Origin of the sequence: Microbacterium sp. LKL04 (assembly GCF_900102005.1) — a bacterium.
Lineage (GTDB): Bacteria > Actinomycetota > Actinomycetes > Actinomycetales > Microbacteriaceae > Microbacterium.
The window spans coordinates 2,763,700-2,786,624 of sequence record NZ_LT627736.1; the positions used below are offsets into that span (position 1 = coordinate 2,763,700).

Annotated in this window: 23 protein-coding genes and 1 tRNA gene; 11 read left to right on the top strand and 13 right to left on the bottom strand. The window is 71.2% G+C overall.

Going from position 1 to position 22,925, the window contains the following annotated elements; all coding sequences use genetic code 11:
• Window positions 1–102 precede the first annotated feature (102 nt).
• Window positions 103–1,647, bottom strand: a complete 1,545-nt coding sequence (locus tag BLP38_RS13480) for an amino acid permease (protein WP_091358825.1) — start codon at window positions 1,645–1,647, stop codon at window positions 103–105.
• 161 nt (window positions 1,648–1,808) lie between these two features.
• Here BLP38_RS13480 and BLP38_RS13485 point away from each other — a divergent pair, with 161 nt between their 5' ends.
• The 6 genes from BLP38_RS13485 (at window position 1,809) to BLP38_RS13510 (ending at window position 8,419) form a co-directional block, all read left to right on the top strand.
• Window positions 1,809–3,164, top strand: coding sequence for a glutamine synthetase family protein (locus BLP38_RS13485; protein WP_091358829.1), 1,356 nt, complete (start codon window positions 1,809–1,811; stop codon window positions 3,162–3,164).
• Entirely contained in the window at window positions 3,145–3,915 is a 771-nt protein-coding gene (locus BLP38_RS13490) for a gamma-glutamyl-gamma-aminobutyrate hydrolase family protein (RefSeq protein WP_091358833.1), read from the top strand. The genes BLP38_RS13485 and BLP38_RS13490 overlap by 20 nt, the downstream gene beginning before the upstream one ends.
• A complete protein-coding gene (locus BLP38_RS13495; RefSeq protein WP_091358835.1) occupies window positions 3,912–5,267 on the top strand; it encodes an aldehyde dehydrogenase family protein in 1,356 nt (451 codons plus the stop codon). Before BLP38_RS13490 ends, BLP38_RS13495 begins: the two co-directional genes overlap by 4 nt.
• Window positions 5,268–5,286: 19 nt before the next feature.
• Complete coding sequence (locus BLP38_RS13500; RefSeq protein WP_091358838.1) at window positions 5,287–6,060, top strand: 3-oxoacyl-ACP reductase; 774 nt, start codon at window positions 5,287–5,289, stop codon at window positions 6,058–6,060.
• Window positions 6,057–6,770, top strand: a complete 714-nt coding sequence (locus BLP38_RS13505) for a FadR/GntR family transcriptional regulator (RefSeq protein WP_091358842.1) — start codon at window positions 6,057–6,059, stop codon at window positions 6,768–6,770. Before BLP38_RS13500 ends, BLP38_RS13505 begins: the two co-directional genes overlap by 4 nt.
• Before the next feature lie 140 nt (window positions 6,771–6,910).
• Window positions 6,911–8,419 (top strand): hypothetical protein, encoded by a 1,509-nt coding sequence (locus BLP38_RS13510; RefSeq protein ID WP_231916519.1) that lies wholly within the window; start codon window positions 6,911–6,913, stop codon window positions 8,417–8,419.
• Window positions 8,420–8,496: 77 nt separating this feature from the next.
• Here the strand turns inward: BLP38_RS13510 and BLP38_RS13515 are convergent, their stop codons facing one another.
• From BLP38_RS13515 to BLP38_RS13530, 4 genes are all read right to left on the bottom strand, one after another.
• Window positions 8,497–8,763, bottom strand: a complete 267-nt coding sequence (locus BLP38_RS13515; protein WP_157681116.1) for a hypothetical protein — start codon at window positions 8,761–8,763, stop codon at window positions 8,497–8,499.
• 101 nt (window positions 8,764–8,864) lie between these two features.
• Window positions 8,865–9,164: a hypothetical protein gene (locus BLP38_RS13520; protein ID WP_091358848.1), complete on the bottom strand. Its 300-nt coding sequence runs from the start codon at window positions 9,162–9,164 to the stop codon at window positions 8,865–8,867.
• 9 nt (window positions 9,165–9,173) lie between these two features.
• Window positions 9,174–10,055: a transglutaminase family protein gene (locus tag BLP38_RS13525; protein WP_091358852.1), complete on the bottom strand. Its 882-nt coding sequence runs from the start codon at window positions 10,053–10,055 to the stop codon at window positions 9,174–9,176.
• A complete protein-coding gene (locus tag BLP38_RS13530; RefSeq protein ID WP_091358859.1) occupies window positions 10,052–12,562 on the bottom strand; it encodes a circularly permuted type 2 ATP-grasp protein in 2,511 nt (836 codons plus the stop codon). Before BLP38_RS13530 ends, BLP38_RS13525 begins: the two co-directional genes overlap by 4 nt.
• A gap of 86 nt (window positions 12,563–12,648) precedes the next feature.
• Here BLP38_RS13530 and BLP38_RS13535 point away from each other — a divergent pair, with 86 nt between their 5' ends.
• From BLP38_RS13535 to BLP38_RS13545, 3 genes are all read left to right on the top strand, one after another.
• A complete protein-coding gene (locus BLP38_RS13535) occupies window positions 12,649–13,161 on the top strand; it encodes an amino-acid N-acetyltransferase (protein ID WP_091358863.1) in 513 nt (170 codons plus the stop codon).
• A 45-nt stretch (window positions 13,162–13,206) separates the two neighbouring features.
• Window positions 13,207–13,917, top strand: coding sequence for a hypothetical protein (locus BLP38_RS13540; RefSeq protein WP_231916520.1), 711 nt, complete (start codon window positions 13,207–13,209; stop codon window positions 13,915–13,917).
• Between the two features lie 291 nt (window positions 13,918–14,208).
• Window positions 14,209–14,610: a dehydrogenase gene (locus BLP38_RS13545; RefSeq protein ID WP_091358966.1), complete on the top strand. Its 402-nt coding sequence runs from the start codon at window positions 14,209–14,211 to the stop codon at window positions 14,608–14,610.
• Window positions 14,611–14,615: 5 nt separating this feature from the next.
• Here BLP38_RS13545 and radA read toward each other — a convergent pair whose 3' ends face one another.
• From radA to BLP38_RS13565, 4 genes are read right to left on the bottom strand one after another with little or no spacing between them, the layout of a single operon-like run.
• Entirely contained in the window at window positions 14,616–15,974 is a 1,359-nt protein-coding gene (gene radA / locus BLP38_RS13550) for a DNA repair protein RadA (RefSeq protein WP_091358969.1), read from the bottom strand.
• A gap of 51 nt (window positions 15,975–16,025) precedes the next feature.
• Window positions 16,026–16,979, bottom strand: coding sequence for an L-lactate dehydrogenase (locus BLP38_RS13555; protein ID WP_091358974.1), 954 nt, complete (start codon window positions 16,977–16,979; stop codon window positions 16,026–16,028).
• A gap of 53 nt (window positions 16,980–17,032) precedes the next feature.
• A complete protein-coding gene (locus BLP38_RS13560) occupies window positions 17,033–18,412 on the bottom strand; it encodes an MFS transporter (RefSeq protein ID WP_091358977.1) in 1,380 nt (459 codons plus the stop codon).
• A gap of 59 nt (window positions 18,413–18,471) precedes the next feature.
• Complete coding sequence (locus BLP38_RS13565) at window positions 18,472–19,242, bottom strand: DUF429 domain-containing protein (protein WP_091358980.1); 771 nt, start codon at window positions 19,240–19,242, stop codon at window positions 18,472–18,474.
• Between the two features lie 145 nt (window positions 19,243–19,387).
• Between BLP38_RS13565 and BLP38_RS13570 the strand changes: the two genes are divergently transcribed.
• Window positions 19,388–19,478 (top strand) — tRNA-Ser (locus BLP38_RS13570).
• A 61-nt stretch (window positions 19,479–19,539) separates the two neighbouring features.
• Here the strand turns inward: BLP38_RS13570 and BLP38_RS13575 are convergent.
• Genes BLP38_RS13575 through BLP38_RS13590 form a run of 4 tightly spaced genes read right to left on the bottom strand, consistent with a single transcriptional unit; the run spans window position 19,540 to window position 22,467 of the window.
• Complete coding sequence (locus tag BLP38_RS13575; RefSeq protein ID WP_231916521.1) at window positions 19,540–20,253, bottom strand: aquaporin; 714 nt, start codon at window positions 20,251–20,253, stop codon at window positions 19,540–19,542.
• On the bottom strand, window positions 20,250–20,651 hold the full coding sequence (locus BLP38_RS13580; protein ID WP_091358983.1) for an arsenate reductase ArsC: 402 nt from the start codon (window positions 20,649–20,651) through the stop codon (window positions 20,250–20,252). The genes BLP38_RS13575 and BLP38_RS13580 overlap by 4 nt, the downstream gene beginning before the upstream one ends.
• Window positions 20,648–21,166: a GNAT family N-acetyltransferase gene (locus BLP38_RS13585; protein WP_091359903.1), complete on the bottom strand. Its 519-nt coding sequence runs from the start codon at window positions 21,164–21,166 to the stop codon at window positions 20,648–20,650. The genes BLP38_RS13580 and BLP38_RS13585 overlap by 4 nt, the downstream gene beginning before the upstream one ends.
• A complete protein-coding gene (locus BLP38_RS13590) occupies window positions 21,166–22,467 on the bottom strand; it encodes an FAD-dependent oxidoreductase (protein WP_091358986.1) in 1,302 nt (433 codons plus the stop codon). The genes BLP38_RS13585 and BLP38_RS13590 overlap by 1 nt, the downstream gene beginning before the upstream one ends.
• Before the next feature lie 82 nt (window positions 22,468–22,549).
• Between BLP38_RS13590 and BLP38_RS13595 the strand changes: the two genes are divergently transcribed.
• Complete coding sequence (locus tag BLP38_RS13595; RefSeq protein ID WP_091358989.1) at window positions 22,550–22,906, top strand: ArsR/SmtB family transcription factor; 357 nt, start codon at window positions 22,550–22,552, stop codon at window positions 22,904–22,906.
• Window positions 22,907–22,925: the final 19 nt, after the last annotated feature.

A 22,925-nucleotide genomic window follows, 5' to 3' on the forward strand; every position in this document is an offset into this window, starting at 1 on the left:
GTGTGAACTATTGCATCCGCGAACAGGGAATGGCCGCGAGCAGGGGCGGACATGCGGACGGACCGGGCGCGCCCTCAGCAGCGCCCGGCCCGTCCGGGTCTGTCAGGGGCGTCGGTCGCCGAAGACTTCCTTCTCCATGGCGTCGTAGCCCTCGTGCTGCGGGTCGCGGTGCAGGCCGCCCGAGAGCGCGTACTCCTCCTCGGGCGAGAGGATGAGGCGCTTGCGGCCGTAGAGCGCGAACCCGATGAAGATCACGACGTACACGATGATGATCGCGACGATCGCCAGCAGGTAGGCCGGGTTGAAGAGCAGCCCGACGAAGACGATCGCGGCGATGATCGCGGCCGAGTAGGCGCCGAACAATCCCCACGGGCTCTTGTAGGGCCGCTCGGCGTGGGGGAACTTCTTGCGCAGGATGATGAACGACACCATCTGCAGGAAGTACGCGAGCACCGCGCCCCACACCGCGATGTTCAGGACGATCGCCCCGGCGGGGCTCGTGTCGCCACCGGCGGCCTGGAGGATGACGAGGGCGATGAATCCGAGCACGGCGCCGAATGTCAGCGCGACCCACGGGGTCTGCCGCTTGCCGGTCAGCGACAGCCAGCGCGGGTAGTACCCCGCCCGGGACAGCGAGTACATGTTGCGTCCGTACGCGAACATGATGCCCATCAGCGAGGCGAGCAGGCCGACGAGGGCGAGCAGCGACAGGATCGCCGCAGCCTGTTCCGGAAGGAACGCCGTGAAGCCGTCGAGGAGAGGCTCGACCGAATCGCCGGTGACCTCGGCGCCGAGCACGCCGGTGTTGAGGAACAGCACGATGAGGCCCGTGACGATGAGGGTTCCGCGTGCCCAGAGTCCGGCACGCGGGATGTCGCGGGCGGGGTTGTGGGACTCCTCGGCAGCGAGCGGAAGCTCCTCGATCCCGAGGAAGAACCACATCGCGAACGGGAGAGCCAGCAGGACCGCGCCGATGCCCTCGGGAAGGAACGTCGACGAAGCGAACGCGTCGGGATCCGGGGCCATGTCCCACAGGGCGTCCCAGCTGAACGCTCCGGAGGCGAGTGCCATCACGCCGAAGACGACGATGATGCCGATCGAGATGATCGAGACGACGATCGCGAAGCCGAAGGAGACAGCGGCTCCCGCAGCGTTCAGGGTGATGAAAAGCGCGTAGAGGATGATCCACCACAGCCACGGCGGCAGGCTCACACCGGTCAGGAGCGACAGAGCGGAATCCGCATACTGCCCGGAGAAGTAGACCACCACCGCGGTCGTTGCGACGTACTCGATCGTCTCGGCGAGACCTGTCGCGAGCCCTCCCCAGGGCCCCATCGCCGAGCGCGAGAACGAGTAGGCGCCACCCGTGTGCGGCATGGCCGCCGCCATCTCCCCGATCGAGAAAGTGAGCCCGTAGTACATGAGCACGAGCACGGCGAAGGCGATCAGCATGCCGCCGAAGCCGGCGAACCCGATGCCGAAATTCCACCCCGAGAAGTCGCCCGAGATGACGGCGGCGACCGCGAGGCCCCAGAGACCCCAGACTCCGGCGGAGCGCTTCAGGGTCCGTTTCTCGAAGTAGCCCTCCTCCGCTCGGGCGTAGCGGACGCCGCCGGTCGCGGGGGGAGTGGTGCTCGGATTCGTCATGAGACCTCCTGGCTGCGGGTCGGCGCCCAGCGCGCCGGTCGGGTCGGCGCGCTGGCTCACGCCTTGCGGAAGAGTGTGGCGTCTATTGGTATGCCGTGTCTACCTTTGGCATGTAGCGTTCTCGTTACAGGCCCGACCAGCGCACGACGGAAGGACGACCGATGCCCGGAAATCTGACGGTGGACGAGCTCGCCGACGCGATCGCGAAGGACGAGATCGACACGGTGATCGTCGCCTTCCCCGACGCCCAGGGGCGCCTCGTCGGCAAGCGCGTCGCGGGCCGGTTCTGGCTCGACGAGGTCGCCGGTCACGGCGCGGAGGTGTGCGACTACCTGCTGTCGGTCGACGTCGACGTGAACACGATCGACGGCTACGAGATGTCGGGCTGGGACAAGGGCTACGGCGATCTCGTCCTCCGCCCCGACATGGCCACGCTCCGCCGTATCCCGTGGCAGCCGGCGACCGCGCTCGTCATGGCCGACCTCGACTACGTCGCCGGCGGTGCCGTTGTGCAGTCGCCGCGCGGCATCCTGAACGCGCAGCGTCAGCGCCTCGCCGACCGCGGCCTCGTCGCCTACTCGGGCACGGAACTCGAGTTCATCGTCTTCGACGACTCGTTCCGGGATGCCTGGGCGAAGCGCTATGTCGGACTGCAGGCATCCACCGACTACAACGTCGACTACAACCTGCTCGCCACGACCCGTCTCGAACCCCTGCTGCGCGACATCCGGCGCGGCATGGAAGGTGCGGGGCTCTACTGCGAGGGCGTGAAGGGCGAGTGCCACGACGGCCAGCAGGAGATCGCGTTCCGCTTCGCCGAGGTGCTCGAGACCGCCGACCAGCACACGATCTACAAGAACGGCGCGAAGGAGATCGCCGACGCGCACGGCAAGTCGCTGACCTTCATGGCCAAGTTCGATCAGCGCGAGGGCAACAGCTGCCACATCCACCTCTCCGTCCGCGGCGAGGACGGCGAGGCGGTCATGGCGGGCGACGGCGAGCACGGCTTCAGCCCGCTGATGGAGCACTGGATCGCCGGCATCCTCGCGACGCTCAAGGAGTTCACGCTGCTCTACGCGCCGACGATCAACTCGTACAAGCGCTTCGCGAAAGGCTCGTTCGCGCCGACGGGCATCGCCTGGGGCGTCGACAACCGCACCTGCGCGCTGCGCGTCGTGGGAAAGGGCTCGTCGCTGCGTGTCGAGAACCGCGTGCCCGGCGGCGACGTGAACCCCTACCTCGCCATCTCGGCGATCATCGCCGGCGGCCTCCACGGCATCGAGAACGAGCTTCCGCTGCCGGCGCCGCTCACCGGCAACGCCTACGACTCCGACGTCGACCACCTTCCGACGACGCTGCGCGAAGCGGCGAACCTCTTCGAGGCCTCCGAGATCGCGCGTGCCGCGTTCGGCGACGACGTCGTGGCCCACTACCTGCACCAGGCGCGCGTCGAGGTCCTCGCCTACGACGCCGCCGTGACCGACTGGGAGCGCATCCGTGGCTTCGAACGTCTCTGATCCCGCGGGCGGCCGCCGCCCCGTCATCGGACTCACCACCTACCTCGAGCGCGCGGTGCAGGGGGTGTGGGACGTCCGCGCGAGCTTCCTGCCGCAGCAGTACTTCGATGCCGTGACCGCGTCGGGCGGCGTCGCCGTGCTGCTGCCCCCGCAGCCGGCGGCGAAGGCGGCGGCCGAGGTCGTGCTCGACGGTCTCGACGGGCTGATCCTGACCGGCGGGCTCGACGTGCAGCCCGAGCTGTACGGTGCGCCCCGGCATCCGCTCACGGATCCTGCCCGCGCGGACCGTGACGAGTGGGAGCTCGCCCTGCTCGCCGGAGCGCGCGAGCGCGGCATCCCGGTCTTCGGCATCTGCCGTGGCCTGCAGCTGATCAACGTCGCCTACGGCGGCACGCTGCACCAGCACCTGCCCGAGGCCCTCGGCACCGAGCGCTACAAGATCGGCGGCGGCGTCTTCGCCGAGAACACCGTCGAGGTGGATGCCGACACGAAGCTCGCGGGCCTGGTCGGTGCCGGTCCGTACGGCGTCCACAGCTACCACCACCAGGGCATCGACCGCCTCGGCGAGGGGCTCGTCGTGACCGCGCGCACCGACGACGGCCTCGTGCAGGCGTTCGAGACGCCCGGCGACGACTACCTCGTGGCGGTGCAGTGGCACCCCGAGGAGAACTCCGCCGACCGGCGTCTCTTCCTCGGCCTGGTCGCCGCGGCCGACGCCTACGCCGTCGCGCACCGGGGGGTCACCGCATGAGCGCCTTCACGGTCCTGAACCCCGCCACCGGCGCTGCCGTCCGTGACGTCGCACTCGCGTCGGTCGACGAGACGGATGCCGCGATCGCCCGCGCCGTCCGCGCGCAGCGCGCGTGGGCCGAGCTCGCCCCCGTGGCCCGCGCCGACGCGCTCCGGAACTTCGCGCGCGTCGTTGAGGACCGCGTCGAGGAGCTCGCCCAGCTCGAGGTGCTCGAGGCGGGGCATCCGATCTCGTCCGCCCGGTGGGAGGCCTCGCACGTCGCGCAGGTGCTGAACTACTACGCCGGCGCGCCGGAACGCCTGATCGGCAGCCAGATCCCCGTCGCCGGCGGACTCGACGTGACCTACCACGAGCCGTACGGGGTCGTCGGGATCATCGTGCCGTGGAACTTCCCGATGACGATCGCGGCGTGGGGCTTCGCTCCGGCGCTCGCCGCCGGCAACGCCGTCGTGCTGAAGCCCGCCGAGATGACCCCGCTGACCGCGATGCGCCTCGGCGACCTCGCGCTCGAGGCGGGGCTCCCGGACGGCGTCTTCACCGTCATCCCGGGCGCCGGCCCGGTCGTCGGCGAGCGGTTCGTGACGCATCCCGACGTGCGCAAGGTCGTCTTCACCGGATCGACGCGTGTCGGCACCGAGGTCGCCGCGGGCTGCGCGCGCGAGCTCAAGCCCGTGACGCTCGAACTCGGCGGCAAGAGCGCCAACATCGTGTTCGCCGACGCCGACCTCGAGGCGGCCGCCGCGGCCGTCCCCGGCTCGGTCTTCGACAACGCGGGGCAGGACTGCTGCGCCCGCAGCCGGCTGCTCGTCGAGCGCTCGGTGTTCGACCGGTTCCTCGAACTCGTCGAGCCCGCCGTCTCCGCCTGGCGCGTCGGCGACCCGAACGACGAGTCGACCGAGATGGGCCCGCTCATCTCCGCCGGTCAGCGCGATCGCGTCGCCGGGTACGTCGACGGGGCCGACGTCGCGTTCCGCGGCTCCGCGCCCGACGGCGACGGGTTCTGGTTCGCGCCGACGGTCGTCCTCGCCGGCCGCGGCGACCGCATCGCGACCGAGGAGGTCTTCGGACCCGTCGTCGCGGTGCTGCCGTTCGACGACGAGGCCGACGCGATCTCGCTCGCCAACGACACCGTCTACGGCCTCGCGGGCTCGATCTGGACGCGCGACCTGGGCCGCGGCATCCGCGTCTCCCGAGGCGTGCAGAGCGGGGTGGTGTCGGTCAACTCGCACTCGTCGGTCCGCTACACGACCCCGTTCGGCGGCATGAAGGCCTCGGGCCTCGGCCGGGAACTCGGACCCGACGCCGCCGAGCACTTCACCCAGACAAAGAACGTCTTCTACGCCACCTCCTGACCCGGAAGGACCTCCCCGAATGGACCTCACCCAGCGCCTGCGCGACCGCGTCGCCATCATCACCGGCGGTGCCAGCGGCATCGGCCTCGCGACCGCCCGCCGGTTCGCCGCCGAGGGGGCCCGCGTCGTCATCGCCGACCTCGACCCCGTGACCGGCCAGAGGGCCGCCGACGAGGTGGACGGTGTCTTCCGCCAGGTGAACGTCGCAGACCAGGCATCCGTCGACGCGCTCTTCGACGGCGTCGCCGCCGACCTCGGCTCGGTCGACATCGCGTTCAACAACGCCGGCATCTCGCCCGCCGACGACGACTCGATCGAGACGACCGAGCTGCCCGCGTGGGACAAGGTGCAGGACGTCAACCTCAAGAGTGTCTACCTCTGCTCGCGCGCGGCGCTGCGTCACATGGTGCCGGCGGGGAAGGGCTCGATCATCAACACGGCGTCGTTCGTCGCGCTGCTGGGCTCGGCGACGTCGCAGATCTCGTACACCGCGTCGAAGGGCGGCGTGCTCGCCATGACCCGCGAGCTCGGCGTGCAGTTCGCCCGCCAGGGCATCCGCGTCAACGCGCTCTGCCCGGGGCCAGTGAACACGCCCCTGCTGCAGGAGCTCTTCGCGAAGGACCCCGAGCGTGCGCAGCGCCGCCTCGTGCACGTGCCGATGGGCCGCTTCGCCGAACCGGAGGAGATGGCGGCCGCCGTCGCGTTCCTCGCCTCGGACGACTCCTCGTTCATCACCGCCAACGCGTTCGTCGTCGACGGCGGCATCACCAACGCCTACGTGACGCCGCTGTGACCCGCGCCGCGTCGTCGCCCGACCTCGGCCGCACCGTCTACCGGCCGGTGCGCGGCGGCAACGCGCTCGAAGACACCGTCGCACGGCTCGTGCAGACCGTGCGGCTCGGCGTCGTCGCAACGGGGGAGTCGCTCCCCTCGGAGCGCGACCTCGCCGAGCGGTACGGCGTCAGCCGCGACACCGTCCGGCAGGCGATCGGCGAGCTCGCCGACGCCGGGTACGTCGAGCGTCGCCGCGGCCGGTACGGCGGCACGTTCGTCGCCGACCCGCTGCCGGTGCCCGCGGGACCCGTCGACGCGGCCGAGCTCGAGGACATCCTGGGCCTTCGCCGCGTGCTCGAGGCGGGAGCCGCGCGCGCCGCGGCGTCGCAGGCGCTGACGGATGCCGCCCGCTCCGTGCTCGAGGAACGCCACCGCGCGACCGTCGGAGCCGCAGAGGGGGAGTACCGTCGGCTCGACTCGCTGCTGCACCTGGCGATCGCGGAGGCCAGCGGCATCCCGTCCCTCCTGCCCCTGATCGTCGAGAACCGGGCGCGGATCAACGCCTGGCTCGACACGTTCCCGCTGCTGCCGCGCAACATCGAGCACTCCGACGCGCAGCACGAGCGGATCGTCGCGGCGATCTTGGCAGGCAAGCCCGATGCGGCGGAGGCGGCGGTGCTCGAGCACCTCGCCGGGTCGGAGGCGTTGCTGCGAGGGTTCCTGGGCTGAGGTCGCGGCGACGGACGCCCGACCGCTGTCGCGTGCGGGTTCGCGCCGAGTCACACCGGTACCGCCGGTCGTGCATGCGTCACGCTCCGACTGGTGCCGCCACGGGGAATCTGGTGTGCTGAGCGGTGATGATGCGGCCCATGGTGATGCAGCGGCCTGCGGTGATGCAGCGGGCTGGCGCCGAGGCGGCCGGGTGGGGTGCGGCACTCGCTCTCGCGCTCATCGCCGTGGCCGTCGTCGCCTCGACGAGCTCATGGCTGCTCTACCGCGACGGAGACTCGGTCGTCGTCGCGCTCATGGCCGATTCGCTGCGGCGCGGCGAACCGCAAGACTGGGCACTGTCGCCCGTGCTCTTCCTGCCCGAGACCGCCGTCTACGGCGCGTTGTCCTTCCTCGGGCTCGGCACGGTCGGCACACTCACGCTCAATGCCGTCGTCAACCTCCTCGCCGTGTACGGCGGCATCCGGCTGGTGGCCGGGCGCTTCCGACCCGGCGCACGCCCTGTGGCGGGGAGTGTCCTCGCGTTCGCGGCGTTCGTCGCGCTGATCGTCCTCGAAGTGCCCGACGGGATGCCGGGGTTCCACCTCGCGCTTCTGGCCGCGACGACGACCTACTACTCAGCGACCGTCGTGGGCACCCTGGTCGTCGTGGGCCTGCTCCGGCGCACGCTCGACGGGACGCCGCCGGTGCGGACCGCGCCGGTGACCGTACTGGTCGTGGCCGTCTCGACGCTCACGAACCCGCTGTTCGTCGTGTGGTGCGTCCTGCCGGCCGTCGGGGCGGTCGGCATCCTGGTCGTGCGGCGTCGGATCGACCCGCGTCTCGCGTTCGTCCTGCTCCTTTCGATCACCGGTGCGGCGGCCGTCGGGTACCTGCTGCGCGCTCCGTTCGCGGGCACCATCGTCGCAGCCGGGGGCAACTACCTGCGCCCGGATCGAGCCGGCGCAGCGATCGCCCACCTCGCCGAGGTGAGCGGAGCGACGATGTCGCGGTGGAACGGCGCGCTCTGGTTCGCGGCCGTCCTCGCACTCGTCGTCGCATGCGTCGTGATCGGGCTGCGGGCGTGGCGCCGGCGCGATGCCGTCGTGGCCGCGGTCTGCGGGATCGCCGCGGCGGCACCGATCGCCGCGACGGCTTTGGTGATCGTCGCCGGGACGGATGCCGACCGGTACCTGCAGCCGTGGGTGTTCCTGCCGATCCTCGTGCTCGCCGTCGCCCCGCCCGCCGTCTCGGTGCCGCGCGCGGTGAGCGGGGCGCTGGTGAGCGCGCTCGCCGTCGGAGGGGTCGCCGCCGTGCCGGTCACGGTGGCAGCGGTCGGCCGGCACGACGTCGACCTCGCGTGCGTGACCCGATGGGTGGAGCAGTCCGGTCGGACCGGGGCCGGGCAGTTCTGGACCGTCCGCGCCCCGAAGCTGGCGCTCGCCGACCCATCGCAGCTCATCCAGGTCGACAACACGCTGCGCCCCTACGACTGGCTCGTCAACCGTGCGGAGCGTCGCGGGCCGGTCACCTTCCTGGTGCAGGATGCCGCCTCCGTCCCGTTCGTGCTCCCCGTCGGCGCGGAGACCCCGGACCGGGTGGCCTGCGGCCGCTACACGATCCTCGACTTCGGCTCGCGCGTGCTGCCGCTGGGCGAACCGCGGAACTGACCGCGCGTCAGCGGATGCAATAGATGCCGGGCGACACGCGGCATCCGCTCGCCTCACGACGGCGTGTCGCGACCGAACTATTGCATCCGCGTGCGGCGGTGTGCGATCACGGGCACGGCGACGCCGATGAGCACGACCGCGAGGAGGGCCGGGAAGGTCCACGCCATGATGGCGTAGGCGGCGTCCAGCGCGGCGGAGGACGCGATGCCCGCGTCGGCTCCGGGCACCCGGTCGACGAGAACCGTCGCGGTCACCGCCGATGCCGCGAGCGCGATGCTCAGAGCCGACGCGGCCACTCCCATCACTACGATCCAGACCACGAGCCGGCGGCGTCCGCTCCCCATGACTGCAGGCTAGGGCACGACCGGGCCACTGTCGGCGGATGCAATGGATGCCGGGCGACACGCGGCATCCGCTCGCCTGGCGACGGCGTGTCGCGACCGAACTATTGCATCCGCGTGCGGTTCGCGAACGCAGTCGCGCGCCGCACCCTCTCGTCGACGGACGGGGGCACCCAGCCCTCCGCCAGCCCGGCGAGCAGGACGCTCGAGAATGACACCTCTCCAGCGGCGACCCGCTCGGCGACCTCGTAGGTCAGATCCATCTCGGCTGCGACCTCGTCCACGGTCGCGCCGTTCGCGAGGGCTTCGACGATCGCGGCATCCGCGGCGCGAACCGCCTCGACCAGAGCGGATGCCGCGGCGAACGCGGCCACCCGTGCGGCTCGCAGCTCGGGGTGGTCCATGCCCGAAACCTAGTCGAGCGGAGCGACGTCCACCTGCACGCGCAGGGTCGAGGTCTTCGCCTCGGTGAAGATGATGCCCGTCACCGGTGAGACGTCGCCATAGTCCCGCCCCCACGCGACGGTCACGTACCGATCGTTCGCCCACTGGTTGTTCGTCGGGTCGATCGCGAGCCACTGGTCGGTGCCCGGCAGCCACACCGCGAGCCACGCGTGCGAGGCATCGGCGCCGAAGACGCGCTCCTTGCCGGGCGGCGGCTGCGTCGCGAGGTATCCCGAGACGTAGCGGGCGGCGATGCCGTGCCCGCGCAGGCAGGCGAGGGCGACGTGCGCGAAGTCCTGGCAGACGCCCGCCCGCTTCGACATGGCATCGCCCACCGTGCTCGTCACCGTCGTCGCGGTCTTGTCGTAGTCGAAGTCGCGGAAGATCCGCTGCATCAGATCCGTCGCGGCCTCGCCGATCGGCCGCCCCGGCGTGAGCGATTCGGCGCCGTACGCGACGGCCGCCTCGTCGTGCGCGACCCGGGCCGACTCGAGCGCGTACTCCGTGGCGTCGACGGCACCGGCGAGTTCGGGATGCCGCAGCGGCCGCGCGAACTCCCACGGCTGCGCGAGCGCCTCGGCGTCGTAGTCGGGCACCGCGACCGTCACCTCGCTCGAGGCTTCGATCGTCAGCGCCTCGTGCGGGTCGGTCACGTGGAAGTAGGTCGACGAGTTGCCGAACCAGTCGGTGCGGGGCGACACGTCTCCGGGGAGCGGCTCCACCGTCACCGCGGAGTCGGCGATCCGTTGCCACGGCAGCTCGCGCGGGCGCAGGTGGAACTGCCCGATGCTGTCCTGCACGGCGTCGCTGTAGGTGTAGGCCGTGCGGTGCCAGACGCGATAGCGGGTCATGCGCGCGCACCCATCAGCTCGACCAGCGACAGCTCGGTCATCGACACGGGCGGAGGTCCTACCTCGAAGTGCAGGTCGCCGATCGCGTCGGAGAGCTGCTCGAGCTGGCTGCGCACCCCCTCGAGACCGTCGACGAGCCGCTCGCGGCGACCGCCGACGACGGCGGTCATCTCGAGCACCTCCACCTCGCCGAGCTCGGTCTCGAGTTGGTCGAGCAGACGCTCGGCCCGCGAGGAACCCGTCGAGGCGGGCATCGCGCCGAGGTGCTCGCGCAGCGTCTGCAGTGAGAAGGCGAGCGAACGCGGGTTGCCACGGTCGAGCAGCAGCAGCTCCGCAACGTCCGCCGCGCGCATCGCTCCGCGATACCGGCGGCGGTGCGTCACGACGCTCTCAGCCGACAGCAGCAGCGACTCCAGCACTTCGCGGTCGGTGCGCGGGCTGCGGCTGACCGACAGCGCAGACGACAACAGAGTGGTCAGCTGCAGGCCGCGCTCGAGGTAGCGACCCGCCTCCATCATGTGCCAGCCGGGGTCGCGGATCATGTTCGCCGTCACGCCGTACAACGACAGCATCGAGGCGAGCATGCGCCCGGCCGACTCGGCCGTCCGGTGCGCGTGCGACGAGGTGCGCAGCGCTCGCACCGCGCGTTCGATGTTCGAGAACACGCGCCACGTGTCGCCCGAGAGCTGGTCGCGGACACCTTCCATCGCATCGCGCAGCCGCGCGATCGAGTGCGCCGCCGAGCCGGGACGGGCGGCATCCAGCAGCAGCGACCGGAACTCCGCCTCGGGGTCGCTCGCCCGCGTGCCGGCGAGCGTGTGCAGCGCCGCGAGCAGGACCCGCACGCTGTCGCTCGCGCGTGCGGCGCTGTGCGCACCGGGCTGGTCGAGCGCGGCCTGCGTGGCGATCACGAGACGCAGCAGATCCTCGGCGCGCTCGGCGTACCGGCCCGTCCAGTAGAGATCAGACAGTGCGCGCGGTGCGAGCGTCGGGTCGCTGCGGGTCGACGGAAGAGATGCGACGTCCGCGATCCCCTGGTCGGGCTCCGCCTCGTCCGACTTGAGCACCCACACATCTTTCGTGCGCGGGGCCGCGTCGGGCGCGGTGCGGACGGTGGCGAGACCGCCGACGAGCGGCCGATAGGTCGACCCGAAGCGGATCGCGAACCCCCGCAGGGTGACCGGTAGAGCGGATGCCGCGCCCCCGGCATCCCACACCGGAACCTGCGAGAGGGGCAGCTGCTCGACGGCGGCGTAGCGGTGCGGCTCGCGGTCGAGGCGCGCGAGGACCGCCGGGTCTGCGGGAGCGAGGCGGCGGCGCGGATCGTCGACGAGACCGACGGCGAGCGTCGGATCGCCGGCGGTGAGCCGCGGAAGGACCTCGGCGCGCGCGTCGGCGTCACCCAGCCACCAGGCGGGCACCGAGGGGAGGCGCAGCTGCTCGCCGAGGAGGCGCTCGCAGACGGCCGGGAGGTAGGGGAGCAGGGCAGGATTCTCGAGCACACCCGCGCCGAGTCCGTTGACGACCCGCACACGTCCGCGACGGACGGCTTCGGCGAGGCCCGCGATGCCGAGGCGCGACCCGGAGCGGAGTTCAAGGGGGTCGCACCACTCGGCATCCACTCGGCGGAGGATCACGTCGACGCGATCCCGAGGCGCGCGCTGCGGCCAGCCGGCGGGTTTCATCCACACCGCGCCGTCGCGCACGACGAGGTCGCTGCCCTGCACGAGGGGGAAGCCGAGCGCGTTGGCGATGAACGCCTGATCGAACGCCGTCTCGGACAGCGGCCCGGGGGAGAGGACGACGATCCGCGGGCTGGTCGTCTCGTCGGGAGCGGCGGCGATGAGCGCCGCGCGGAGGGCCGCGAAGTAGGGGTCCATGCGGTGCAGGGCGCCCTCGTCGAGGAGGTCGGGCAGCACCTGCGAGATGACGCGTCGGTTCTCGGCCGCGTAGCCCAGCCCCGACGGGGCCTGCACGCGGTCGGCGAGCACGCGCCACTCGCCCGCCGCATCCCGACCCAGGTCGGTGGCCGACAGCAGCAGGTCGGGCGGCAGGCTCTCCCCGCCCCGTCGAGCCATCGCGCGCACGAATCCGGCATGGCCGAGGATGACCGCTGCGGGGACGATGCGCTCGCGGATCACCACCTGCGGTCCGTAGAGGTCCGCCAGGAGCGCGTTCAGGAGTTCGGCGCGTTGGGCCAGACCGACGTCGAGACGCGCCCATCCCGCGGCATCCAGGACGAACGGCATCGGATCGAGTTGCCACGGCTGCAAGTCGTCGCCGGCGCGCGCGTACGAGACGCCGTCGTCGGCGAGGAACCGCGAGATCTCCCCGTCGACGCGGTCCAGCTCGTCGCGGGTCAGCCCGAGGGCGAGCGAGGCGAGCCCCTGCCAGGCGGGACGCAGCGCACCGTCGGCGTCGACGACCTCGTCGTAGCGCGGCGTCGCCGACGCGAACGGCAGCGTCGGCTGCGACACGGCCGCGGCGTAGTCTCGGAGCACACTCACGAGGTCCCTCCCTGCGTCCAGCGTAGGGCCCACGGGCCCCCTCGCTCCGCGCGTCGACGCGGTGCGGGGCGAATACAGTGGGACGCATGACGGGACCGGACGAGACCTACACCGTGCGCCCCGCGCGGACCTCCGACGTCCCTCGCATCCAGCAGCTCCTGGAGCCGTGGGTGCAGCGGCGCATCCTCCTCGGCAAAGAGCGCGTCACCCTGTACGAGACCGTGCAGGAGTTCGTCGTCGCCGAAGCAGGTGACCGGCTCGTCGGGTGCGGTGCCCTCCACGTGATGTGGGAGGACCTCGGTGAGATCCGCACCCTCATCGTCGCCGACGACTGGCTGCACCGGGGAGTGGGCGGCGCCGTCGTCGACCTCCTCGAAGACAACGCCCGCGCGCTCGGGCTCAGTCGGCTGTTCTGCCTCACCTTCGAGGTCCCGTTCTTCTCCCGCCGCGGGTTCTCGGAGATCGGCGAGCAGGTCGTCGCCCCCGACGTCTACTCCCAGCTCCTCCGCAGCCCCGATGAGGGCGTCGCGGAGTTCCTGGACCTGGCGCACGTGAAGCCCAACACCCTGGGCAACACCCGCATGCTCAAGCAGTTGTAGGCGCGCCGGGCGGGCGTCCGCGAACCCCGCGCATACCCTGGACGCGTGAGCAGCCACACCCCCCGCCGCCGGCCGACCCCGGCCGTGTACCGCCGTCGCCGGCTGGCCGTGCTGCTGCTCGCGGTCCTCATCGTCGGGGGCATCGTCGCGCTCGTCGTGTGGCAGCCGTGGCGTGCGATGACGGATGCCGCGTCCTCACCCTCCGGGGATGCCCCGGCATCCGCCAGTCCCGCACCGAATCCCGACGGCTCCGTTCCGCCGACGCCCTCGGGCACGCCGAGTCCCCGGGTCACGAGCTCCGCCGACGGCGACGCTGAAGGGTCCGTCGACAGCGGCGACGAGAAGCCGACCGACGTGCCGGCGTGCACGACGGGCGACGTGACCGTGACCGCCGGCGTCGACAAGGGCTCCTACGGGACGGGCGAGTTGCCCAAGCTCTCCATCACGCTCGTCAACGACACGGACCAGCCCTGCCTCATCAACGTCGGAACGGCCGCGCAGGCGTTCGAGATCACGAGCGGGTCGGACACGTGGTGGCGTTCCACCGATTGTCAGACGGAGCCGAGCGATCAGGTCGTCCAGCTGGATGCCGGGAAAACGGTCGCGAGCGCGAGCCCGATCGTCTGGGATCGCACCCGGTCCTCGGTCGACACGTGCGACGGTGACCGGCAGAAGGCGCTGCCCGGCTGGTACAACCTCTCCGTCAGCATCGGCGGAATCGGCTCGGCGGAGCCGGCGTCGTTCACGCTCCGGTGACCCACCTCGCGCACCGGGTTCTCTGAGAACATTCTCATCTGCGATCGCCCGTACGGGGTGTTCCGCGGCGACCCTCGACGCGTACCCTGGGGGTCAGCTCCCGGCGGCACCCCTCCGTTGTCCCCAGCAACGGAGTCCTGCTCCCCCCAGAGGCAGGATTTCGGATCCCCCGGTTGCCGGCGAGCGATGGGCCCTCTCGACTTCTCCAGTCCCCAATGGGGAGTTCGAGGGGGCCCCCTTACGTTCGGGCGCCCGGCGCGGCGATCTGCGGCATCCACTTAGGCTGAGGGGATGGCTGGAAAGAAGCGCGAGAAGAAGCCGCTGGAGTTCCGGAACACGGCTCTCGCCGATGCTCTTCAGACCCAGGACATGGCGGCCCTGGCGTTCGCTCTGCGGCACGGTCCGACGGTCGTGCCGCTCCTGCGTCCAGGTGCGCGGGACGACCCCCGGGACTCGGGCGAGGTGTGGACGTACCGCGACCCCGCCACCGGCGACGTCGCCCTGTTGCTGTTCAGCGACGCGGCCAACAAGCCCGCGACGCTTCCGTCGGGTGTCGGACTGCAGTCTCCCGCCTGGCTGCGCGCCTTCCTCGGCACGTATGGCGAGGAGATCACGACGGTGTTCTTCGATATCGCCGGCCCGCACCCCATGCAGGCGGCGCCGGCGGACCTCATCGCCGCACTCGACGCCTGACCCGCTCAGAAGTCGGGTCGGTCGTCCGGCCGGGGAGCGTGGTGGCGCGATCGCTGGGCGAGGGCATCCCGCAGGGTGCCGGCGCCCGCGTCGATGACCGCCTTGTATCCCAGTCGCGCCGCCTCGGACCGCCGCTGATCGTGCTGGGTGACCCGGCGGATCTCGCCCGACAGGCTCAGTTCGCCGATGGCCGCGAGTTTCGCGGGGTTCGGCCGCTCGGTCGCCGCACTCGCGATCGCGAGGGCGATGGCGAGGTCTGCGGCCGGCTCGGTGAGCCGCACCCCGCCGACCGTCGAGACGTAGACGTCCTGGTCCGACAGCTTGATGCCGGCGCGCTTCTCGAGCACGGCCAGCACCATCGCGACACGGGCGCCGTCGACACCGCTCACGATCCGTCGCGGATTCGGCGCCGAGGTGTGGAGGGTGAGCGCCTGCACCTCCACGGGCAGTGCCCGCCGGCCCTCGAGCGCGACCGTCACGCACGTGCCGGGCTCGCTGGGACGGTTGCTGAGGAAGAGCGCGCTCGGATCGGGCACTTCGGCGATGCCGTCGCCGGCCATGTCGAAGCATCCCACCTCGTCGGTCGCCCCGAACCGGTTCTTGAGCGCCCGCACGAAGCGCAGCGACGTCTGCCGGTCGCCTTCGAAGTGGCAGACGACGTCGACGAGGTGTTCGAGGATCCGCGGTCCCGCGACCTGACCGTCCTTCGTGACGTGCCCGACGATCACGACGGGCAGGTCGCGTTCCTTCGCGACGCGGATGAGGGTGGATGCCACCTCCCGAACCTGACTCGGCTGCCCCGCCGCCCCGTCGATGAGCCCTGACGAGACGGTCTGCACCGAGTCGACGATCAGCAGGTCGGGCTTCACGTCGTCGATGTGCCCGAGGGTCGTGGCCAGGTCGGTCTCGCTCGCGAGGTAGAGCTCGTCGTGCAGCGCTCCGGTGCGTTCGGCGCGCAGGCGCACCTGGCTGAGGGACTCCTCCGCGCTGACATAGAGGACGCGTCGCCCGGCGCGTGCGCTCTGCGCGGCGACCTCGAGAAGGAGGGTCGACTTGCCGACCCCCGGCTCGCCCGAGAGCAGGATCGCCGCACCGGGGACGATGCCGCCGCCCAGGACGCGGTCGAACTCGCCGACTCCGCTCGAGCGTCGCGGCGTCTCGCGGGTGTCGATCTCGGTGATGCGACGCGCGCTCCGCGTCGGCGCGATCGGGGTGACGGATGCCGTGATCCCGGTCTGCGTGGCGGCTTCGACGACCGTGCCCCACTGCTGGCATTCGCCGCAGCGACCGACCCACTTGGCGGTCGTCCACCCGCACTCGGTGCAGCGGAAGGCCGCGGTCGGGGCGGGTCGTCGTGAAGCCATGCGTTCAGGCTAATCGCGGCATCCGACATCACCGCCGTCGCGCGGCGGGCTTCAGCGCAGCGAGGCGGCGACCGCCTTCAGAGCGTCGGCGGAACGGTGGAAGAGCGCGAGCTCGTCGTCCGAGAACGACGTCTCGAGGATCGGCCGGGCGCCCGCGCTGCTGACGACGGACGGCACCGAGAGCGCGACGCCGTCGACGCCCTGGAAGTCGCTCAGCACGGTCGACACGGGCATGACCGCGTGCTGATCGCCGAGGATCGCCTCGACGATGCGGGCGCTCGACAGGCCGATCGCGTAGTTCGTCGCGCCCTTGCCGCGGATCACCGTGTAGGCGGCATCCCGCACATCGACGGCGATGCGGTCGAGCTCCTCCACCGTGAAGGGCGGCTGCCCGTCGAGGGGCTGCCAGTCGAGGATCGGGACGGTGCCGATCGTCGCGCGCGACCAGTGCGGGAACTCGGTGTCGCCGTGCTCGCCGACGATGTAGGCGTGGACGCTCGAGGTCGACACCCCCGCGCGCTGCGCGAGCTTCCAGCGCAGGCGGGACGTGTCGAGCACGGTGCCGGACGCGAAGATCCGCTCGGGCGGGAGCCCGGTGACCTCCTGCCCGATGACGGTGAGCACGTCGCACGGGTTCGTGACGATGACGTAGACGGCGTTGGGTGCGACCTCGAGCAGCTCGGGCAGCATCCGCTTGAGGATGCCGGCGTTCACCCCGGCGAGCTCGGTGCGGGTCTGCCCGGGGTTCTGCTTCGCCCCCGCGGTGATGACGACGACGTGGGAACCCGCGGCGACCGAGACGTCCGAGCCGCCGGAGATGTCGCTCGATCCGGTGAACTGCGCCCCGTGGGCGAGGTCGAGGACCTCGGCCTCGACCTTCTCCGCAGCGATGTCGTACAGGGCGACATGCCGGGCCGATCCGCGGATGAGGGCGGCGTAGGCGACGCTCGATCCGACGGCGCCCGCGCCGACGACGGTCAGTTTCGAGTTCTCGATGACGCTCATACCGCCAGTGTGGCAGTGGACGGATGCCGAATGCCCGGATCCAGCCGTGCAAATCAGATGGGCTGGGCGTCAGCGGTGGCGGGCCGGCGGATGCCGAGGAACGAAACCACGCCGCCCAGCACCATGAGGACGGCCGTGACCAGGGCTGCGCGGTGGAACCCCTCGAGATCCAGCGCGCCGCCGATGATGACCGCGAGGATCGCGATGACGACGAGCCCTGCGATCCGTGAGACGGCGTTGTTGGTCGCCGAGGCGATGCCCGACCGCTCGCCGCCGATCGCGCCGAGGATCGTCGATGTCAGGGGGGACACGGTGACGCCGAGCCCCAGACCGAAGACGACGAGACCCGGCAGGACCTGAGTCCAGTAGTCGAAGTCCTCGCGGACGGCGAGCAGCATCAGCGCGCCGACCGCCATGACGAGCGGGCCGACCGTCATGAACAGGCGTGGGCCGAACCGGTTCACCCACCCGCCCACAACCGAGCTGAGCGCGATCAGAGCAACGGTCGTCGGCAGGCTCGCGAGCCCGGCGAAGGTCGCGCTCAGCCCCGCGCCCTGCTGCAGGTAGACCCCGACGACGAAACCGTTCAGCGAGAGCGCCGCGTAGATGAAGAAGGTGGCGAGGTTGCCGGTCCAGAAGTTCCGGACGCGGAAGATCCCCAGCGGCAGGATGGGCGAGCGCACCCTGCGCTGACGAAGCAGGAACGCCGTGAACAGGAGGATGCCGGCGGCCAGCGGCATCCAGATCGCCGGATGCGCCCACCCCAGGTTCGGCTGTTCGATGAGCGCGAAGACGATGCCGCCGAGGCCCAGGGTGCACAGGGCCGCGCTCACGAGGTCGATGTGCGCGTCGTCGCGGCGGTGGTCGACGTGGCCGAGGCGGGACAGGAGGACGAACGTCACGACGATCGGGAGGATGTTGACGAGGAACGCGAACCGCCATGACAGCAGGTCGACGAAGAGGCCGCCGATGAGGGGGCCGGCGAGGTTGGCGGCCGTCGTCCACGCGGTCCATTGGCCGATCGCCCGGGCCTGCGCCGGTCCGTTCAGCAGCGACGTGATGAGGGCGAGCGAGCTCGGTACGAGGAATGCGCCCGCGGCGCCCTGCAGGGCCCGCGCGATGATCAGTACGACCGGATCGGGTGCGAGACCGACGCCGATCGACGCGATCCCGAAGCCGATCAGCCCGATCCGGAGGACGAGCACGCGACCGAACGCGTCGCTCACCGACCCCGCGAACAGGATGAGGGAGCTCAGAGTGAGGAGGTAGGCATCCACCGCCCACTGCTGCGTGGACAGTCCACCGCCCAGCTCATCGCGGATGGCGGGGAGTGCGACGTTGACGACCGTGCCGTCGAGGAACGCGACCGCCGAGGCGAGGGCTGCGATCGCGACGATCAGCCCGAACCGGGGGGATGTCGTCGGAGCGTTCACAGGCTCACGTTACGCCCGGGGCGGGGTCGATCGGGAGGTCGAGCCGACGGGAACTGTCGTCATTCCGGGAGTGGAATGACAGTTCGCGTCGGGTCGAGCTCGTCGAGGGGAGCGGCGGGGAGAGCGATCCAGCCCTCCCGGCGGGCGCGGTCGAGTTCGGCGGGCGGGACGGGGTGCGTCGCGCGCAGCGCATGTGCGCGGGCGATGAGCGCGGCGACGACGGCGTCGAACGCGTCGTCGGATGCTTCCATCAGTGCGCGCTGGTCGGGGGAGACGGTGAGCCAGGGGGCTGCGGCGAGGAGGTTCGCTGTCGCCGCGCGGCGGGCCGCGGCATCCGTCTTGTATCCGGACACTGCTACGCCCCAGAGGCGGAGGGATGCCGCCGGGTAGACCTCGACGAGTCGTCCCGTCGCGCCGGACCGGTCAACCGCGTCGCCGGCGTCGGCGAACGCGGCGAGCAGGTCGGCGCACCGCATGGCGGTGAGTCCCAGTCGATCGGTCGAGACGCTGAGCGGGAGGCGCCCCGTGACCCGGTGGGTGGCACGATCGGTCTCGCGGTAGGCGAGTCGGCGACGTCCCTCGATGCCGCGCAGGTCCGGGTCGGGAACTTCGCCCCGTGCGTTCGCCGCGACGTAGGCGACGAAGTCGTCGGGCCAGCCGAAGGCGCAGTCGACGCCGACTCGCGCTGAGCCCTGCGCGAGCCCGACGATGTCGCCGTCCGTGTTGCCGAGGCGGAGCGTCGTGAGCCGGGCGCCCCCGCCCTGCCAGTCGACGACCGCGACCGCCGTGCGCGCCGGCTGCGCCGCGAGGTCGACTCCGGTGGTGATCACACCGCGACGCTACCCCGCCCGCCCGTTCGTCGAGAGGTCGCAGATGGTCGCCCTCGCGGCCGGGAAGTGACCATCTGCGACGCCTCGGCGAGCCGTGATGAGGCTCGGTTCGCGGCATCCGCTCTCGTGTCGTAAGCTGGACGACGGTGACGTGTCCGAGCGGCCGAAGGTGCAACTCTCGAAAAGTTGTGTAGGGTAACCCCCTACCGTGGGTTCAAATCCCACCGTCACCGCCATGAAAACCCCTGCTGATGCGGGGGTTTTCGCTTTTCTTGGACAGCCGCCCGACCGGTTGCTTCAGCAGCGCCGGAGCGACAGGTCGCGTGGGCTCGCGGGGGAGGCGGAGGACGCCCCGCGCGGGAAGAGCACCAGGGTAAGCACTGTGCCGACGGCCGCCCCGAGGCACTGGGCGAGGACCAAGGCAGCGGCCGAGGCGGGCGCGATGCCGGAGAACGTGTCGGTGAACACCCGGCCGAGGGTGACCGCGGGGTTCGCGAACGACGTCGAGCTGGTGAACCAGTAGGCGGCCCCGATGTATGCGCCGACGGCGGCGGCGATCACCGCGATCGCCGCGCGCGTCCGCACGAGACCAGTGATCAGCAGCACGAGCCCGGCCGTCGCCACGACTTCGGCGAGGAAGGTCGCAGGCTCGGCACGCGGGGTCGACGACAATGCGACGGGCTGTGCGAACATGGCGCCGGCGAGGAGGGCACCGCAGACCGCACCGGCGAGCTGTGCGGCCACGTACGCGAGCGCCTCGCCGACCCGCACGCGTCGCAGCATGGCATCCGCTGCAGTCACCGCCGGGTTCAGGTGCGCACCCGACACCGGGGCGAGCAACACGATGATGGCGAAGAGGCCGAGCGCGGTCGCGATGGAGTTCTCGAGCAGGCGGAGCCCGGCATCGGCCGACAGTCGCTCAGCGGTGATGCCCGAGCCGACTATTACTGCGACGAGCAGCCCCGTGCCGAGCGCCTCGGCGACGGCGCGGCGCCACAGCGGCGCGGTCACGGGGTCAGGTCTGTGATAAGCGATTCGACGCGACCGCGGATGTCGTCGCGGATGCGGCGGACGTCGTCGATGCCCCGACCCGCCGGGTCATCGAGCTCCCAGTCCTCGTAACGCTTGCCGGGGAAGATCGGGCAGGCGTCGCCGCACCCCATCGTGATCACGACGTCCGACTCGCGGACCGCATCGACGGTCAGCAGCTTCGGGGTGTTCGAGGTGATGTCGATGCCCTCTTCCGCCATGGCGTCGATCGCGACCGGGTTGATCCGGTCCTTCGGCTCCGAGCCGGCCGACAGCACCTGGATGCGGTCGCCGGCGAGGTGCTGCAGGTAGCCGGCAGCCATCTGGGAGCGGCCCGCGTTGTGGACGCAGACGAAGAGGACGGTGGGGGTGGTGGTCATGGGAGGTCGCTTCCGTTTCGGGTGGATCGGCGTTCGATGAAGATGGTGTCGCGCCACTGCCCGGCGTGGGCGCCGAGCGTGGAGCGGGCGATGCGTTCGCGCCGTCCGACGGTGCGGAATCCGGCGCCGGCGTGAAGGTGGAGGCTCGCCGCGTTCTCGGGGAAGACGCTCGCCTGGATCGTCCAGTACCCGGCTGCCTCCGCGGCGTCGATGAAGGCGTCGAGCAGCGCGCGTCCCACACCCCGGCCCGTATCGGCGGGGTCTACGTAGACGGAGTGCTCGATGACGCCCCGGTATACGTCGCGGGCGGACACGCGGGATGCCGCCACCCACCCCACGACCTGGTCGTCGGCATCGACGGCGACCAGGCGCGCGTCCGGTACCTTGCCCGCGTCGAACGCTTCCCAGGTCGGCGTGGACGTCTCGAAGGTCGCCTCTCCGCCCGCGATCCCCGCCGCGAGGATGCGCTCGACGGCGGGCCAGTCGGCGGCGGTCATCGGCCGGGTGCGTGCCATCAGCAGCATCCCCCGGCATCCGTCGAGCACACGCCCGTAGCCGGCAGGGTCAACTGCACTCGGGTGGCAGAGCGCATGTCGCCGTCGATCCACGCCACGACAGACCGCACCTGCTCGTATCCCGTCGCCAGCAGGAAGGTCGGCGCGCGACCATAGGACTTCATGCCGACGATGAAGAAGCCATGCTCGGGATGCCGGAGCTCGTCGAACCCGTGCGGTTCGACGGTGCCGCAGGAGTGCACGTTGGGATCGATGAGCGGAGCGAGTCGGACGGGAGCCTCGACGATGTCGTCGAGGCCGAGCCGGATCTCGCGCAGCATCGACAGGTCGGGACGGAAGCCGGTGGCAGCGACCACGAGGTCGGTGTCGTGGACGGATGCCGCGCCCCGCCGCATCCCGATCAATCTCACACCGCCCGCCCGGCGCTCCACCGTCGCGATCTCGAACGCGTCGATCTTCTCGACGATGCCGCGGTGCACGAGCGTGTCCAGCCGTGACCCGAGCGCGGCCCGGTCGCCGAGCTCGTCGTCAGCGGACGACGAGACCCGGACCGCGGAGTCGTTGCGGATCAGCCAGGTGATGCGGGTACCCGGTTCGGACTCGGCGAGCGTTGCGAGAGCGAGAAGCGTGTTCGCGGCGGAGTGTCCGGCGCCCACCACCGTCGTGTGTCGCCCCGCGAAGCGCGCCCGGTCGATGCCGAGGACATCGGGGAGGGGATGGACGAGCCGGTCGCCGAGATCCGGCGCGCCCAGCGGATCGAGGCCCGTCGAGCCCAGGGGATTAGGGGAGTCGAACGTTCCCGAGGCGTCGATGACGGCCCTGGCCGTGAGCTCGATGACCCCGTCGGCCGTGGCGTAGCGGACGACGAAGGGGGTTGTCTCGCGGCCGGCGCTGCGGGTGCGATCCATGCCCTCGCGCGCGACGGCGAGGACCCGAGACCCGTAGCGGATACGGGAGCGCAGCGGCTTGAGCTCGGCGAGCGGAGCGACGTAGGCATCGACCAGCTCGCGCCCGGTCGGTGCGGCATCCGCGTCGGGCTCGGTCCACCCCGAAGCCTCGAGCAGGCGGCGGGATGCCGGGTCGACGAGGTGTCGCCAGGGCGAGAAGAGGCGGATGTGGCCCCACCGTCGGACGGCGGCGGCGGGCTCCTCGCCCGCCTCGAGGACCACCACGTCGATCCCGCGTTCGACGAGATTGGCGGCCGCGGCGAGTCCGATCGGGCCGGCGCCGATCACGACGACCGGGAGGGCGTCGAGCCGAGGCGCGGTCGCCGTGCGGGGGGTGAGGTCGAGCAGCGTCATCCGGTCCTCCGGTATCGATGGATGTCGAGGGAAAGTATGCGTCGCTCTATCGATGACTGTCAATATCGATTAGCATCGATACATGAGGACCGTGCTCCCGCTGATCGACCGTCCGGCGAACGATGCGGCAGTCTGCTGCGCGCCGCTGGTGAAGGAGCCGATCAGCCAGAGCGAGGCGGAGCGTCTCGCCGCGACCCTCAAGGCGCTCGCCGATCCGGCCCGCCTGCGACTCCTCTCGATCGTCGCGTCGTCGGCCGATCAGGAAGCGTGCGTCTGCGACCTCATCGAGCCGATCGGCCTCTCGCAACCGACCGTGTCGCATCACCTCAAGGTGCTGACCGAAGCCGGCTTCCTCTCTCGCTCCAAGCGCGGGACGTGGGCGTACTACCGGCTGCAGCCCGAGGCGCTCGCGGGGGTCGCGGAGTTCCTCGCCGTCTGACCCCCGCCCGCGCCGCCGA